This window comes from Anaerosporobacter sp. (assembly GCF_965301125.1).
The window spans coordinates 1-16171 of the sequence record NZ_CBDLAM010000080.1 but is presented as its reverse complement, the minus strand read 5'-3'; the positions used below and the strand labels follow the sequence as shown (position 1 = coordinate 16171).

Annotated in this window: 16 protein-coding genes; 2 read left to right on the top strand and 14 right to left on the bottom strand. The window is 34.3% G+C overall.

What is annotated here, in order from left to right; genetic code table 11:
* The first annotated feature begins 220 nt into the window (after positions 1–220).
* A complete protein-coding gene (locus tag ACW2QF_RS10345) occupies positions 221–949 on the top strand; it encodes a hypothetical protein (RefSeq protein WP_455715926.1) in 729 nt (242 codons plus the stop codon).
* An 86-nt stretch (positions 950–1035) separates the two neighbouring features.
* On the opposite strand, the gene asd is transcribed toward ACW2QF_RS10345, so the two are convergent.
* Both asd and ACW2QF_RS10335 read right to left on the bottom strand, forming a co-directional pair.
* Entirely contained in the window at positions 1036–2121 is a 1086-nt protein-coding gene (gene asd, locus ACW2QF_RS10340) for an aspartate-semialdehyde dehydrogenase (RefSeq protein WP_455715925.1), read from the bottom strand.
* 392 nt (positions 2122–2513) lie between these two features.
* Complete coding sequence (locus tag ACW2QF_RS10335) at positions 2514–2828, bottom strand: hypothetical protein (RefSeq protein ID WP_455715924.1); 315 nt, start codon at positions 2826–2828, stop codon at positions 2514–2516.
* A 240-nt stretch (positions 2829–3068) separates the two neighbouring features.
* Here ACW2QF_RS10335 and ACW2QF_RS10330 point away from each other — a divergent pair, with 240 nt between their 5' ends.
* Complete coding sequence (locus ACW2QF_RS10330) at positions 3069–4307, top strand: 6-phosphofructokinase (protein ID WP_455715923.1); 1239 nt, start codon at positions 3069–3071, stop codon at positions 4305–4307.
* Positions 4308–4390: 83 nt separating this feature from the next.
* Here the strand turns inward: ACW2QF_RS10330 and dusB are convergent, their stop codons facing one another.
* The 12 genes from dusB to ACW2QF_RS10270 all read right to left on the bottom strand — a co-directional run bounded on the left by dusB (position 4391) and on the right by ACW2QF_RS10270 (position 16083).
* Entirely contained in the window at positions 4391–5365 is a 975-nt protein-coding gene (dusB, locus tag ACW2QF_RS10325) for a tRNA dihydrouridine synthase DusB (protein ID WP_455715922.1), read from the bottom strand.
* A gap of 18 nt (positions 5366–5383) precedes the next feature.
* A complete protein-coding gene (locus ACW2QF_RS10320) occupies positions 5384–6163 on the bottom strand; it encodes a type III pantothenate kinase (RefSeq protein WP_455715921.1) in 780 nt (259 codons plus the stop codon).
* 36 nt (positions 6164–6199) lie between these two features.
* Positions 6200–6505, bottom strand: coding sequence for a Dabb family protein (locus ACW2QF_RS10315; RefSeq protein WP_455715920.1), 306 nt, complete (start codon positions 6503–6505; stop codon positions 6200–6202).
* A 35-nt stretch (positions 6506–6540) separates the two neighbouring features.
* A complete protein-coding gene (locus ACW2QF_RS10310) occupies positions 6541–6882 on the bottom strand; it encodes a DUF6145 family protein (RefSeq protein ID WP_455715919.1) in 342 nt (113 codons plus the stop codon).
* A gap of 98 nt (positions 6883–6980) precedes the next feature.
* Positions 6981–7766 (bottom strand): LiaF transmembrane domain-containing protein, encoded by a 786-nt coding sequence (locus tag ACW2QF_RS10305; protein WP_455715918.1) that lies wholly within the window; start codon positions 7764–7766, stop codon positions 6981–6983.
* Positions 7767–7962: 196 nt separating this feature from the next.
* Positions 7963–8958, bottom strand: coding sequence for a biotin--[acetyl-CoA-carboxylase] ligase (locus ACW2QF_RS10300; protein ID WP_455715917.1), 996 nt, complete (start codon positions 8956–8958; stop codon positions 7963–7965).
* A gap of 16 nt (positions 8959–8974) precedes the next feature.
* Positions 8975–9256, bottom strand: coding sequence for a hypothetical protein (locus tag ACW2QF_RS10295; RefSeq protein ID WP_455715916.1), 282 nt, complete (start codon positions 9254–9256; stop codon positions 8975–8977).
* A 28-nt stretch (positions 9257–9284) separates the two neighbouring features.
* Positions 9285–10670, bottom strand: a complete 1386-nt coding sequence (locus tag ACW2QF_RS10290) for a citrate/2-methylcitrate synthase (protein ID WP_455715915.1) — start codon at positions 10668–10670, stop codon at positions 9285–9287.
* Positions 10671–10988: 318 nt separating this feature from the next.
* Positions 10989–11924 (bottom strand): ornithine carbamoyltransferase, encoded by a 936-nt coding sequence (gene argF, locus ACW2QF_RS10285; RefSeq protein WP_455715914.1) that lies wholly within the window; start codon positions 11922–11924, stop codon positions 10989–10991.
* Between the two features lie 376 nt (positions 11925–12300).
* Positions 12301–13245: a DUF4097 family beta strand repeat-containing protein gene (locus tag ACW2QF_RS10280; RefSeq protein WP_455715913.1), complete on the bottom strand. Its 945-nt coding sequence runs from the start codon at positions 13243–13245 to the stop codon at positions 12301–12303.
* Between the two features lie 308 nt (positions 13246–13553).
* On the bottom strand, positions 13554–15005 hold the full coding sequence (locus ACW2QF_RS10275) for an MBOAT family O-acyltransferase (protein ID WP_455715912.1): 1452 nt from the start codon (positions 15003–15005) through the stop codon (positions 13554–13556).
* A gap of 1 nt (position 15006) precedes the next feature.
* A complete protein-coding gene (locus tag ACW2QF_RS10270) occupies positions 15007–16083 on the bottom strand; it encodes an SGNH/GDSL hydrolase family protein (RefSeq protein WP_455715911.1) in 1077 nt (358 codons plus the stop codon).
* Positions 16084–16171 lie beyond the last annotated feature (88 nt).

Below are 16171 nucleotides of genomic sequence, written 5' to 3'. Positions count from 1 at the left end.
TGTACACACTTAGAAGTACTTAGATGTGTAGCGTGTTTCGTGTCATAGTACGTAAGCTAAGAAGCTATGAAAATGTAAATAGAGTTTTGCACTAAAACTAAGTAATCTATTTATTAAGATAATTTTTAGATTCTTATTATTTTATTATCTAGCAAGTTATGATAAACTGATAACAACATTTATAATGAACTTACGAAAATACAGAAAAGAGGTACGAACGTTGGCGAAAGAAACCAGATTAGATGATTCTGCTGAAATCTATGCTAAGAGAGAGAAAAAAACAGAGCGTGAAAAAATGAAGGATATGTCCTTCAAAGAAAAACTTAATTACTTTAATACTTATTACCTAAAAATACTTATTGTAGGCATTTTAGCTGTGAGCATAATATGCTATCTTGTCTATCAAACATTAACACCTAAACCAGAGCAAATATTGAATATCGCTGTAGTAAATGATTATTTTGATAAAGACCAAGTAGAAGTTTTCTTAAGTGATCTAGATACACATTTTGAAGTAAATTCAGACAAGGAAAAAATAACTTTTGATTCCAGTTATTATGTATCTGATGACGATACGACACAAAACTCATACGCATCTATTCAAAAACTAACAGCCTATGTTTATAATAAAGAGATCGATGTTATTATTTCTGATGAATCCTATTTCAAGAAACTAACAGAAGAGGGTTACCTTATTAGCTTAAATGATTTACTTCCAGCAGATATCTACACTGAGTTAGCTGATAAATACTATACCGGAGCAGTCATTGACGAGGACGATGAAGGAAAGCAGTCATCTGGTCCACAAAAACCATACGGAATCTACCTTGATGATAGTAAAGTTTATAAGAATAGCGGTTCTTCAATGGAAAAACCTATTTTAGGAGTCCTTGTTAACTCACCTAATAAAGATAATACGGTGAAATTAATTAAATACCTATTGGAATAATAATAAAATAATCCCAAGAAGTTTAATACCTATGAAGTACATTTCGTAACCGCCATAGGTACATACTACTTGGGATTGTTTTTTATTTATTTTGCTACAATATAACCTTGTGCTTTTAATAATTCTGCAATTAAAACAGCTCCGCCTGCTGCTCCACGTATTGTATTGTGTGATAAACCAACAAATTTGTAGTCATATACGGTATCTTCTCTTAAACGTCCAATTGATACACCCATTCCATTTTCATAATCAACATCAAGTTTAATTTGAGGTCTGTTATCTTCTTCATGATATTGAATAAATTGTTTTGGTGCACTTGGTAATTCTAATTCTTGTGGAAGTCCTTTGAAATTTTTCCAAGCTTCAATCATTTGCTCTTTCGTTGGTTTCTTTTCAAAACTAACAAATACTGCAGCTGTATGACCATTTAAAACTGGTACACGAATACATTGTGTTGTGATAACTGGACCATCGGCTTTAACGATTTTACCATCTTCAACTTTACCCCAGATTCTAAGAGGTTCTTGTTCACTCTTCTCTTCTTCACCGCCGATAAAAGGAATGATATTCTCAACCATCTCTGGCCAATCTTTAAATGTTTTACCTGCGCCTGAAATTGCTTGATAAGTTGTAGCAACCACAACTTTTGGTCCAAATTCTTTTAATGCATGTAAAGCTGGTGTGTAACTTTGGATTGAACAGTTCGGTTTAACTACAATGAAACCTTTTGTTGTGCCTAAACGTTTCTTTTGATCAGAAATTACTTGCAAATGTTCTGGATTCAATTCAGGAACTACCATTGGTACATCTGGTGTCCATCTGTGTGCACTGTTGTTTGATACAACTGGTGTCTCAGCTTTCGCATAAGCTTCTTCAATTTCCTTAATTTCTTCTTTCGTCATATCAACAGCACTAAACACAAAATCTACTTTACTAGACACTTCTTCCACTTCATTAACATTTAAAACAACTAATTTCTTAACTGCTTCAGGCATTGGTGTAGTCATCTTCCAGCGACCACCTACTGCTTCTTCATACGTCTTTCCTGCACTTCTTGGGCTAGCTGCTACTGCCACTACTTCAAACCAAGGGTGATTCTCTAATAAAGAGATAAAACGTTGACCTACCATACCTGTTGCACCAAGAATACCTACTCGTAATTTACTACTCATCATGAATTCCTCCATCTTTTTTTATGTACTGACATTTTAAGCCATAAAACAACATAGGTGTCTTTGCAGTACGCACATTTGTCTTTTCTAATAAGTATAGTACACTGTTTGATACAAAAATGCAACTATTTTTTCAAATCTACACTTTTTTTCGTTACATTGTTGAATTGTCATTTTAGTTTTCAACTTTATTTGGTAATTTTTTTACTCTTCCTAACTTACGAAAGAAATATTCATATTTCTATAAACTATATAATGTCCGCTATATCCGCTACTTTAATATAATAACTCATAAGTATCTTAAGATGCAAGATTAGTAACCTGTTAATGTCTTTCCACATAATACAAAAACTACCATATAAGATTCTTTCTTCCTATATGGCAGTTCCTCTTTATTCCTTACTATTTGTATTTGGATCTATAGTTTGTACAAGGTCTTCTCTAATAAATCGCATAATTACTTTCAGGCTAATTCCTGTATTTTGCGCCACCTGATAAGCATTTGTATTGGCATGAGATTGTATATACTCCTTAACAATACGATAGTCTTCTTTATCTTTATCAATACAGTCTGGACAAAGAGGTGAAACCGCATAATTATCAGTCAACAACTTCTTACATCTTCGGCAATGTATAGCGTGTAAATTAAAATCTGGTGATGAGGAATTCAACAAAGTCACCCCTTTCGTTGCATAAAGATTATACATTTACATAACTCTCGCTATCTGAGAGATACTATCCCTATTCGTTCTTATGATTATATTATGCTACAAATTGGTAATTTTTTCAACTGTTTTAAATAAGTGTCATTAAAATAGTTTTTTATATCAATTATCAATGCTAAACATTAATTTAATAACTAAATTAATGTGATTATATTGAAAAGACATTATCTTTCTGCTATTATATGTCTGCTTATAGAATAATTCAGGAGGTTTTTGAACAGTATGTCGCCTAAGATAAATTGTCTCATCGCACAATCTGGAGGTCCAACAACAGCTATAAACTCCAGCCTTGCAGGTGTGATTCATCAAGCTATACAATCTACAACCGTTGACAAAATATATGGCTCCTTAAATGGTATACAAGGGGTTCTAAAAAACAACCTTATCGATTTGACGGAAACTTTTAATACAGACGCAAATAACCTATCAACTCTAACCAATACGCCTTCTATGTTTCTTGGCTCTTGCAGATATAAATTATCAGATCCTCAGATTGACGATTCTGACTATCACACTATCTTTCAACAGTTTTCTAACTATAACATAAAATATTTCTTCTATATCGGTGGAAATGACTCTATGGACACAGTCAACAAATTATCAGCCTTCGCATTAAAACATAATATCGATATTCGTGTTATTGGTATTCCTAAAACTATTGATAACGATCTAACTTGTATTGATCATACTCCAGGTTTTGGATCTGCAGCCAAATACATTGCATCTTCTATTCTTGAACTTTCACATGATGCATATATCTATGATACGAAGAGCGTATCTATCGTAGAAATCATGGGAAGAAATGCCGGTTGGTTAACTGCTGCTTCTGCCCTTGCAAGAACAGAATACAGTGACGCTCCACATCTTATCTATCTACCTGAATGCCCATTCTCTACAGCCTCCTTTGTTAATGACGTTCGTGAACAATTAGAGAAGCGTAATCAAGTAATTATAGCTGTATCAGAAGGTATTAAAGATCCTGCCGGCAAATATATCTCAGCAAATTCAACAGGTACAGACCAGTTCGGACATGTTATGTTAAGCGGTACTGGAAAATACCTTGAAAACCTAGTAAAGAATACCATTGGCTGTAAAGTACGTTCCATTGAGTTAAATGTACTTCAACGTTGTGCTTCTCATATCTCTTCGAAGACAGATCTTGATGAAGCATACCAATTAGGAAAAGAAGCTTTCGCACTTGCAGCTCAAGGTAAAACAGCAAAGATGGCTACATTAATCCGTACAAGCAATACCCCTTACACAGTGACGTATGGTAGTACAGATGTATCCAATGTAGCTAATGTAGAAAAACTCGTTCCCCGTGAATGGATTAATGAAGCCGGAAATGATATTACACAGGAATTATTTGATTATATCTATCCATTGATTCAGGGAGAAGTTCCAGTAACGTACAATAATGGAATTCCAGCGTATCTTTCTGTAAAACATCTATTTCGCTAAATCATAACAGGAAAAAGAACCTTAGTAACTTTCTATTTTCATAAGAATTAAGGGGTGTAGAAAATTTTCTACACCCCTTATATTTATTCTTCAATCATATTCTTATATTGCATCATTAATTCTTCTAGCTCTTCTAAGCTTGTAATCTCATTGACAGCATTACGTAACTTAGCTGACTTCGGATAACCTGTTGTATACCATGCAACGTGCTTACGCATCTCGCGAATACCAACGAATTCTCCTTTGAACTTAATCTGTAATTTAGCATGTCTTAGTATCATAGCAATTACTTCATCTACATCTGGTTTCTCTGGAATCATACCCGTAGCGAAGTATTCTTTAATCTGAGAGAATAACCAAGGGTTCCCTTGAATCCCTCTCGCAATCATAATACCATCACAACCTGTTTCTTCTGTGATTCTCTTTGCATCTTCTACTGTAGCTACATCACCATTTCCTATAACAGGGATTGAAACGGCTTCTTTTACTTGTCTGATAATATCCCAATCAGCCTTACCACTATAGTATTGTGCCCTAGTACGTCCATGAACAGCAATTGCTGCTGCCCCATTTTGCTCAATAACCTTAGCAATCTCAACGGCATTGACACAAGTCTCATCAAACCCTGTACGGATTTTTATAGTAAGCGGTTTATCGATGGCTCGTGATACTTTATAAACAATTTCACCAACTAACTTTGGATCCTTTAATAATGCGGAACCCTCCCCATTGTTCACTACTTTCGGCACAGGGCATCCCATATTAATATCTAATATATCAAAATTACGGTGTTCAATTCGTTTGGCCATCTCACTTAGAATATCTGGATCAGCTCCAAACAATTGTAACGCTACAGGGCGCTCCTCTTCCTTTACTTCAAGAAGCAACTCTGTATTTTTATTGTTATACATAATTCCCTTGGCACTTACCATCTCCGTATAGATTAGGTCCGCTCCTTGTTCCTTACATAACAAACGAAATGGCAGGTCAGTTACTCCTGCCATTGGTCCTACTATTAAATTGCCCCCTATATTAACTTTTCCAATCTGTAAATTCATAACACGTTCCGTGCCTTTCTAACTTCTTCTTCCCTTGCACTTTTCATAAATCAACCGAAGCCCGTTCATTGTAAGTGCTGCATCATATATATGAATCTCTTCTGTTGCATCAGCGATAATCTTACCTAATCCCCCTGTTGCAACAACCTTAATATCACTAATTCCAGACTCTTCTTTTATCTTCTTAATGATGTATTCTGTCTGTCCAATATATCCATAAACAAGACCAGCTTGCATACTTGTAATTGTATCTTTTGCTAAAATAGAATCTGGCTTCTTAATTTCCACTTCTGGAAGAGCTGCAGTATCTGACCATAAAGCATTCGCACAGATACGAATTCCTGGACTTGTTATACCTGCCACGAAAGAACCATCCTCTAAGATTAAGTCATATGTGGTAGCTGTACCAAAATCAATTACAATTAATGGTCCACCATAGGTCTCATATGCTGCAACCAAATCAACAATTCGATCTGGTCCTACTTCTCTAGGGTTTGCAGTAGCAATCTTAATTCCTGTCTTCGTACCCGCTCCAACTATAATTGGAGTTATATTCATATATTTGATAATACCATTCTTAAACGAATGCATAATGTTAGGAACTACAGATGAAATAATAACATCATCAATATCCTCAGGTCGAATCTCTCTAGAAAGCACTAATTCTCGTATAAACAATCCGTATTCATCGGAAGTACGAGCAGTCTTTGTTGTCATTCGGAATGTAGCAATTAAATTTTTATCATCAAATATTCCTAATGTTATATTAGTATTTCCAACATCTACTACTAGTAACATGTCTTATATCCTTCCTAGGTCAAGAACAATATTGACCTATAATTCGTAATCTACACAAGCACGGCTTACCTTTACTGTACCGATAAACGCAGCCACTTTTAAATGTTCTGGGTGAACTGCATAACGATTTAAATCATCGAAAGAATCAAAGTCACAAGTAAGACATAACGTATAATTTGTGTCATCTGCATCTGAGTCATTAATACCAACTTCCATATGACGAATAAAATCTAGTTTTTCCTTTAATTCTAATAATTGGTCTTTAGCAATAACTGCATTCTCTATAGTTGTTTTTCCTTCTGCCTCTTTTGCAAACTCGAACATTACAATATGTCTAACCATGTCATTTCATCCTTTCTACATTCGTAACGATATGTTTAAAGTAAATCTGATACATCTTCATTTAAGAAGAATACCTTATAGTAAAGTTCCAATGCTTCCAATAATTCTGCTTTTGTTCTTTGTAATTCTTTGATTTTAAGTACACTACCAATTTCATCAAATAGTAAATCCCCTTCATCCGATTCTACATGGAAAACCAATGTACCATCTTCTTCGAATTTAAGTGTAAGAATTCCTCCAATATCTTCTGTATATAATACACACATGATTTGAAGTTCTTCTTTAATTGCATCTGGTAATGATTTAAAATCATCATTTAAGTAATATTTTTGCTCATATGCACTTGATGCACATAAAGTAACATTTTCTTGATACATAATTTCACCTATAAGTATCGTAATCTTAGCTACGATTTCACTAACCTTTCACTTTGGCTCTTCCAGCACATAGGACTGTGACTTTCAGCTATGCGAAACTATTTTATATCAACTCCACCGAAAATACAAGCACCATTTACATAAATTGTTGGCATATTCATACCTTCTGCCATAGAAGGAGTAACCGTCTTATTATCTACTCCTCCAAGGATTGCAGTACAATTTACAACGACCCTTACATTTGATGGTACATAGATATCAATTCCACCGAATATAGCAGTTACGTCGATGATTACATCTTTATCAATAATTGCATTTTTTAGATTAAGATCAATCCCTCCAAATACGGCAGTAGCAGCAACACCTCCAAAATACTGTCCATTATAATTCATGTTCTTACCAGAAAAGATAGCAGTTATATTACTGTCATATTGGTTGCTACTGCCTGAATTAAAATTTTCATTGTTATTGTTTGAATTAGATGTATTATTCGCATTTGTTGAATCGTACGTATATGTGTAAGTACTATCTGTTCCATTTTTATTTTGATTAAAATCTATATTCTTATTCTTTCTACCTTCATCAAAGATTAACTTAAGACCAATAATAACGAAGATAACTGCAACAATTAATTTTCCGAACATATTCCAAGGCATAAACCCTTGTGCTGATAATAATAACATAACACCGATTGCTAGACCGATAGCACTTCCTGTTCTGTTACCTCTTTCACATAGACCAACTGCACTTGGAATGATAATAAATAATGTCCACCATCCATCAAAGAAAATATCAAAATCTGCTCCAAATGCTTTTGCACCAATTAACACACCAAGTGCAATAATAATTAACCCCCAAATAAACCCTGTTGCTGAACGTTTCATACTTTGCCTCCTATTCTTATATCCCCGCTTCGGGGTATGCTTTACTCTTATCATAATGTGCACGCTACTTCTACCATTAATATACTTCATTCTTTCTGTTTGTGCAACGGATATAAGGCAAGATTACAAAGTCGTGACAATTGTCATGTGACAATTGTTACTATGGTGTGCAAAACTCTATATTTTGACAACCGAGTTACGTATACGAATACAAACCACGAACAGAAACTTCACCCGCATATACCTCTACAAGTTCATGATTATCCTTTTCGACAAGCAAATGTCCTTCGTCCGTAATTCCTCTAGCAATTCCTGTATAAGAGTTCTCCTCGGCAAGTATCTTCACTACTTGATCCTTATTAATTAATACCTTAGTATACGCTTCTTTTAAACCACTCAGATCATGGGTTTTAAGGAATTGTTCATAATAGCCTTCAAAGTATTCCATAGCCTTGGCTATTAATTCTGTACGGTTAATAGATTTACCTGATTCCAATAATAACGAAGTCGCTTTGTCTTTCAACTCCTCTTTAAAATCTCTCGTGCCCACATTTATCCCGATACCAACAACGATATGGTTTATATAATCTACTTCGGCACTTAATTCTGTCAAAATCCCGCACACTTTCTTTTTATTAACCACAATATCATTTGGCCACTTTATCTTTGCTTCTAAGCCTGTTAGATTGGTAATGGCATCATTTAACGCTAGGGCAGCAACTAATGTAAGCATTGAGGCGTATATGGGCTTTATCTGTGGTCTTAAAATCACAGTCATAAACACTCCCGTGCCCTTTGGTGATTCCCAACTACGTCCTCTTCTACCTTTCCCCCCATTTTGTGTATCAGAAACAACTAACGTTCCTTCTATATTTCCTTCATCAGCTAGTCGTTTGGCAACTGTATTGGTAGAAGTTACTTCATCATAACAAAAAACCTGTCGCCCCATATATTTTGTTTGTAATTTACTAAGAATAGCCTCACTAGTAATAACGTCAGGCTGGCTAAGTAAACGGTACCCTTTGTTTGATACAGAATCAATTTGATATCCTTCCTCTTTCAATCGATTCATTACTTTCCATACCGCAGTTCTTGAAACACCTAATTGTTCACATAAGTATTGGCCTGATACGTAACTATCACTATTACTTAATATTGTTAGTATTTCCGTTTTTGTATTAAAACTCTTCATACTAAAACTCTTCTTTCTATGCTAATGCAACTCGTAGATAATATATACCAAATGCAATTACTACAACACCTACAATGCTAAAAAACAATCCTATTCCTTTTTGCCCATTCACACGAGCTTTTCTATATCCATTACTCAAATTCATAATACCAGCCACAATCATTAATGATGCCATTAATGCATAGTTAGATGGCTTTAAGATAACCAATACAAATAATACGATAACAGCAATACCCAAAACTATATTAATCAGATCTGGTAATAGCTTATTATCTTTAATAATCTTATTCCAATTCATTTTTGCCTCCATATAGTATCCATACTATCTATATTTCCTTATTCTCCATACGCTCTTCCATCGTTTTATATTGTTTGTGTTTTGCCACACTCTTATAACCTGGACGAATAATTTTACCACCATTGATGATTTCTTCAAGACGATGTGCAGACCAACCTGCAATACGTGCAATTGCAAAAATAGGAGTATATAATTCAATTGGTAAATCAAGCATACTATAAACAAAACCACTATAGAAATCTACATTAGCACTAACGCCCTTGTAGATTTTTCTTTCCTTAGCAATAACCTCTGGCGCTAATCTCTCTACCAAACTATAAAGGGCATATTCTTTCTCTAAACCTTTCTCTTCTGAAAGATTCTTAACAAATCTTTTAAAGATATCAGCACGAGGATCTGAGATGGAATACACAGCATGGCCCATTCCATAGATTAATCCTGCTTTGTCGAATGCCCTCTTATTCAGTAAATCTACTAAATACTGACGTACTGCATTCTCATCTTCCCAGTCCTTGATCGTTTCCTTCATATCTTCGAACATCTTAACCACTTTGATATTGGCTCCACCATGTCTAGGTCCTTTCAGTGAACCAAGAGATGCAGCAATTGCAGAATAAGTATCTGTTCCTGATGAAGTAACAACATGGGTTGTAAATGTTGAGTTATTACCTCCACCATGCTCTGCGTGCAATACTAGAGCAAGGTCTAATATTGTTGCTTCAAGATGCGTAAATTTGCTATCTGGACGTAGGATATGTAATATATTTTCGGCAGTTGATAGTTCTGGCTGCGGTGAATGGATGAACAAACTGTTACCATCATGATAATGGCTATAAGCTTGGTAACCATAAACTGATAACAATGGGAACAATGCTATTAATTGTAAGCACTGTCGTAGAACATTCTCAACTGATGTATCATCGGCCATTTCATCATAGGAATAAAGTGTTAATACACTTCTCGCTAGTGTATTCATCATATCCCTACTTGGTGCTTTCATAATGATATCTCTAACAAAGCTAGTAGGTAATTCCTCTCTATACTTAGCTAATAAAGCATTCAAAGTATCTAACTGTTCTTTATCTGGTAGTTCTCCAAATAGCAACAGATATACTGTTTCTTCAAATCCAAATCTCTTCTCCTTAATAAACCCATTAACCAAGTCTTTCACATTAACACCTTGGTAATACAGTTGCCCTTCACATGGAACTAAATCACTATCTACTATGGTATAAGATACGATTTCAGAAATCTCTGTTAAACCTGCTAAGACACCCTTACCACTGATATCACGAAGACCCCTTTTTACCTCATATTTACCATATAGATCCGGTTCAATTTTGCTATTATTCTTACAGAGTTTAGCTAACTCTTTTATTTCATGTGTAATATCAGAGTACTCAAATTCTTTCATAGTCCTTCTCCTTTCAAAATGGGTGATGTTATGATGAAATTGTTTCACGAATTTTAAATGCGAAGTCATTCCTATAAAGCTCAATTTCTACTAGTATAGCATAAAATCAACTCATTGTATGTCGTTTTTATGAAAAATTAATATTTATCCATTAAGTGTAATTCTTTATACAATAAGTGGATACGCTACTTAAGTTTCCTTCTTAACTTAACAATAAATACAGTGCCAAAAAAGTAATCTCAAACCATTGAATGCCAGTGACTTATAAATTTATTAGCCACTGGCATTCGTCAGTTTGAGATTTTATTTATCTAATATTTATTCACCTAATGTAGCAACCATAACTGCTTTAATTGTATGCATACGATTCTCTGCTTCATCGAACACTACATCTGCAAATTGTTCAAACAACTCTTCTGTTACTTCTTTACCTTTTACTGCTGGTAAACAGTGTAAGAAGATTGTTGAATCCTTCTTTGTCTTAGCAAAGAGAGTATGATTTACTTGGTATGGTGAAAGCATGGCAATACGTTCTGCTGCCTTATCTTCTTCACCCATAGAGCACCATACATCTGTATAGATTGCATCTGCTCCTTCTACCGCATTCAAATCATCTGTGATAGAAATTGTTGAACCAGATTCTTTCGCATACTCCTTACAAGTATCCACCAATTGGCTCGTAGGCCATAGTTGTTCTGGTGCAAGAATTGTGAAGTCAATTCCTAACTTAGAAGAACCAATCATCAAGCTATTCGCCATATTATTTCTTCCATCACCTACATATACTAGCTTTAATCCTTTTAGATGACCGAATTGTTCTTTTAAAGTTAAGAAATCCGCTAATATTTGTGTAGGATGGTAATCATCTGTTAGACCATTCCATACAGGCACACCACTGTATTTTGCTAATTTTTCTACAGTATCTTGTTTGAAACCACGGAACTCAATACCGTCGAACATTCTACCTAGTACACGAGCTGTATCTTCCACACTCTCTTTATAACCAAGTTGAATGTCATCTTTACCAAGATATTCTGGATGACCACCTTCATCAATACAACCAATTGTAAATGCACATCTGGTTCTTGTGGAAGGCTTTTCGAATATTAAAGCAATATTCTTTCCTTTTAAACTATTTCCCGTAATACCTTGTTTTTTCTTTGCTTTTAAATCTGCTGCTAAATCAATTAGATATGTAATTTCTTCTGGTGTAAAATCTTTTAATGTAAGAAAACTGCGTCCTTTTAAGTTCATATATAAATCTACTCCTCCCATTGATTGCTCATAAATAATTATTCAATTACGATATGTTCTTCTGCAAAATTTTTCACTGCAAACACGAATTTATATGTTTATTCAATGTATATGTATATTTATACATAATATATACCTAGTTATTTATTTTGTCAAGATATTTTACGATACCTATTCCATCAAGCATTCCTCAAGTGACCCTCCTTCTTCAAAAACTGCATTTTTTCTTATTACAAATCCCTCATTTTATATATTAAATTATCAGTTGAATTTACTCTACGGAACGTAGAATGTCCCTGAAATTTTTTTAAAAAATAGGACCTCTCTATTGAGAAGTCCTATTTTCTATTCATGCATACTATCATCTAGATATATCTTATCGAATCGTTACCTCAATATCTCCTGAACCAGCTTTTAGATGTAGCTGTTTATCCATTGTTTCATCACTTTTATATTTCTTATCATATTCCTCCCCATTAACCTCTATATCACTACCCTCAATTTCTAATGAATATTCTTCTAAATCTCCATCAAGATTTAATTCAATATCACCGCTACCACAAGTAAATTTAGAAACACCTGTTAACTCTCCCTTTAGTTCGATATCTCCTGATCCTGTCTGTGCTGTCATATTCACAACTTGAAGATTCTTACCTTCTATATCTCCCGATCCAAGGACAAACTCACAATCTTTTGCTTCTAAACTCTTAAAAGTAAGTTCTCCTGATCCCACTTCCATAGACATCTTCTCGCATTCAACATAACCAAATATAGCATCTCCAGAACCTACGGAGGCATCTATATCATTTGCTGTCAAATCTTTTACTTCAAAATCCCCTGAACCAACGCTACTATCAAATACCTCTGTTTTTATTCCTTCCAAAACTACATCACCTGAACCAGCTATTATACTAAATTGCTTTGCATGTAATCCCGTAGTAGCATTAAAGTCACCACTATCATTCTTAATTGTAACGGTATCAAATTGTAAATCTCTTGGAATAGTTAAAGTGAGCGTTGCTGGGTTCTCAAACAATCCAATATGTATAAAGTCAAGACCATTTTTATCTGTCTTTATAATAAGTGTATCTCCCTCTTGCGTAAATGTATAGCTGTTCTCTTCTAAGTTCTCACCTTTTACATAGAAGGTATCTCCCTCTATAATTTTAAGATCTACATTTCCATTTTCAATTTGTATATTGGTAATATCACCGCTTGGTGAAAATGCGTCATCTACACGTTTTCCAGTAGAATCAGATGCTAATATTAACACCCCAATAACTACTAATACGATAACCAATAACTTACGAGATTTATCCATCTAATATCCTTCCTTCCCTATGTTATATGTAAAAAAGGAGTTTTCACACTAATTACAAAAAAACAACACCTCTTACAATTTCATTCGTAAGAATATGAATTTTCTTCGCATACTTAATGTGATAACTCCTTTTACTATATCTATTGGTTTTAAACAATCCTCTAGAAATAAAACTCTATCCAGTATAATATAACCTTGCAAACAGCTCTATATCTATATATTATACATCCGTACTATCTAAAAGCAAGTTTTTTTTGCATTGCTCTAAGTTGCTTTCTAAATAAGTTACTTCCTAAATACGATGCTTTCTAAAATTGAGAATAAATAAATGGATTACTTTCTGTATATGCTATACCAAATGTAATACCCAGTACAATAAATAAAATTATCAACGATATCAACTTAGATAAATCCAGAACAGGATAAAACCCTTCTGTGCTACCAATTTTCTTCTTTTCTTTTGGCATTTTACAGCCATTAAGGTATGCCATAACTGACGCAATTACAACTATAATAATAGCTATGATACTCCAAAGGAACATTTGATGTATCCCATTTTCCCATCTTACAACACGTCCAAGAATCTTGATTGCATCACCGAAGGATTCTACTCGAAAGAATACCCAGCAAACACACACAAATAGATATGTCCCAATCACGGATAGCACACTAGTCACTACATTGTCTATCTTATTCTTGCGAAGCTTACTATATATTTTATGTACACATAACGCAATTCCATGTAACAATCCCCAGATAATAAAGTTCCAACTCGCTCCATGCCATAATCCTCCTAATGTCATAGTCAGGATTAAGTTAACATAGGTCCGTATTTTCCCCTTTCGATTGCCACCTAGTGATATGTATAGATACTCCTGCAGCCAGGTAGATAAGCTAATATGCCATCTCTTCCAAAACTCTGTCACATTTTTTGATAAATATGGTACGTTGAAATTACGTGGTAAATCATATCCCATACACTTAGCACATCCCACTGCCATATCCGAATATCCTGAAAAATCGCAATATAATTGTATTGAATATGAAATAATTGCAAGAAGTATTGTGCCACCACTAAATGCATCTGGTTTGTTAAATACCTCATTAACAAAGATAGACAGATGATCTGCAATTACTATTTTCTTAATAAAACCAAATAAAAATATCTGAGCTCCCTGAAAGAATCCATTTATACTAGTTCTTCGATCTTCATCTAGTTGTGGCAAGAAGAAAGAAGCCTTAACAATAGGTCCTGAACTGATCTGTGGGAAGAATGATATATATAGCGCTATCTTAATGAAACTATCACATGCTTGTATCTTACCTCGATATACATCGATGATATAACTCATGGACTGGAACGTGTAGAATGATATTCCAAGTGGTAATATAATGTTTATTAAGTTCCAATCATCTTTGGCTAAAACGGCTGTTACCGACTCTGCAAAGAAATTGAAATACTTGAAAAACGCTAAAATAATCAATGGAAGTACTACTCCTATAATAATCCACATTTTATTTTCGCGGTCTTTTTGAATATTGAGTGCTGTAACATAAGCAACGATAGTTAACAAGAGAAGTAATCCACAAAAACGCCAATCCCACCAGCCATAGAAGATATAGCTGGCCGCTAATAGGAGAATATGGCGAAGTCCGTTGATATTCTTAACCTTATTTCGAACAACCCCTACATTAAGAAGCGATAGAATAATCAGAACAACGGCAAAGAATGCAATAAATGTAAAGCTCAAAAATGTCATCTTACTTTCCCCCTAATTCTTCATTCTGTAATATAGCCTGGTATATAGCGTCCCCTACCAATTCATGTCCATAGCGATTCAGATGACCTACACCAACCTCAGTATTAATAAACCCGAATGGTAATTGATTTGTTTTTTCGTAGTAGTTAGTAAAATCTTCTGACATATCGATAAAGATAACATCATACTCTTCTGCCACTTCTTTAAATGCCTTCACATATTCCGTTGTCGTAGCCTGCGTAGAACCGTCTTTAGCCAGTTCTAAATGAGGCATATAGTAAAATACTAGTTTACTTCCATATGGTTTCAACTGTTCCTGCATGTTTTGTACAACGGTTTCCAGATTGCTCTTATAGGAAGAGTAGATATCCGCATTTGTATCATCTTTTTCAGCTGTTGCTGTCTCTGTTGTATCTGTTGTATTCTGGACATTCATAACATTTTTCAACTGATGCATGAGTAGTTGAAAATAAGGAAATTTTTTAAGAGTTGAAACTAATTTACTTTGATTCACATTCTCTCTAGCGAGTGTATGATTGATTACTTTCGGTAATATCTCTTCCGTATATTCTAATTGATCATGTATTTCCATGACCACATACTTTTTTGGTTGGAATTCTTTCACTGCATTCTCGAAATTATTGGCATTTACATACCAGGTATGTCCCCACATAGCAATGTTGTATACATTGAATGTGCTCAAATCAGAGCCCTTTAGTTTTTGCTGTAATATGTATGATAAATTTTCACCTGGATTTACTGTATACCCAAGACTGTGGGAAGAACCCATTATCAGAACATCCACTTCAGCCGGAACACTGGCATTATTGTAGCCATTCACATCTGTTCTAAATTTTGCGATTCCCTCATCCGATATGTACCCTGTATAATTTTTCTCTACAACAAAATCTGTAGCAAATTTGTCAGTTGCTATTTTTTGTGGTGGTGTATAATAAAATTGGGCTAGAACATTTAAGATAATAAACGCTATTATACCAGCTAAAAGAACCTTGCCGATCCATACTTTCCAGTTTGTAATATTTGTTATTTTCAAATTATTTTCCCTTTCTTGGTCCATACTGGTTCCCCATTATGAATTATATTTCTAATAAATATAATACACCAGTAATTAACAAAAATCCACAATTTTATAAGGTATCCTACTT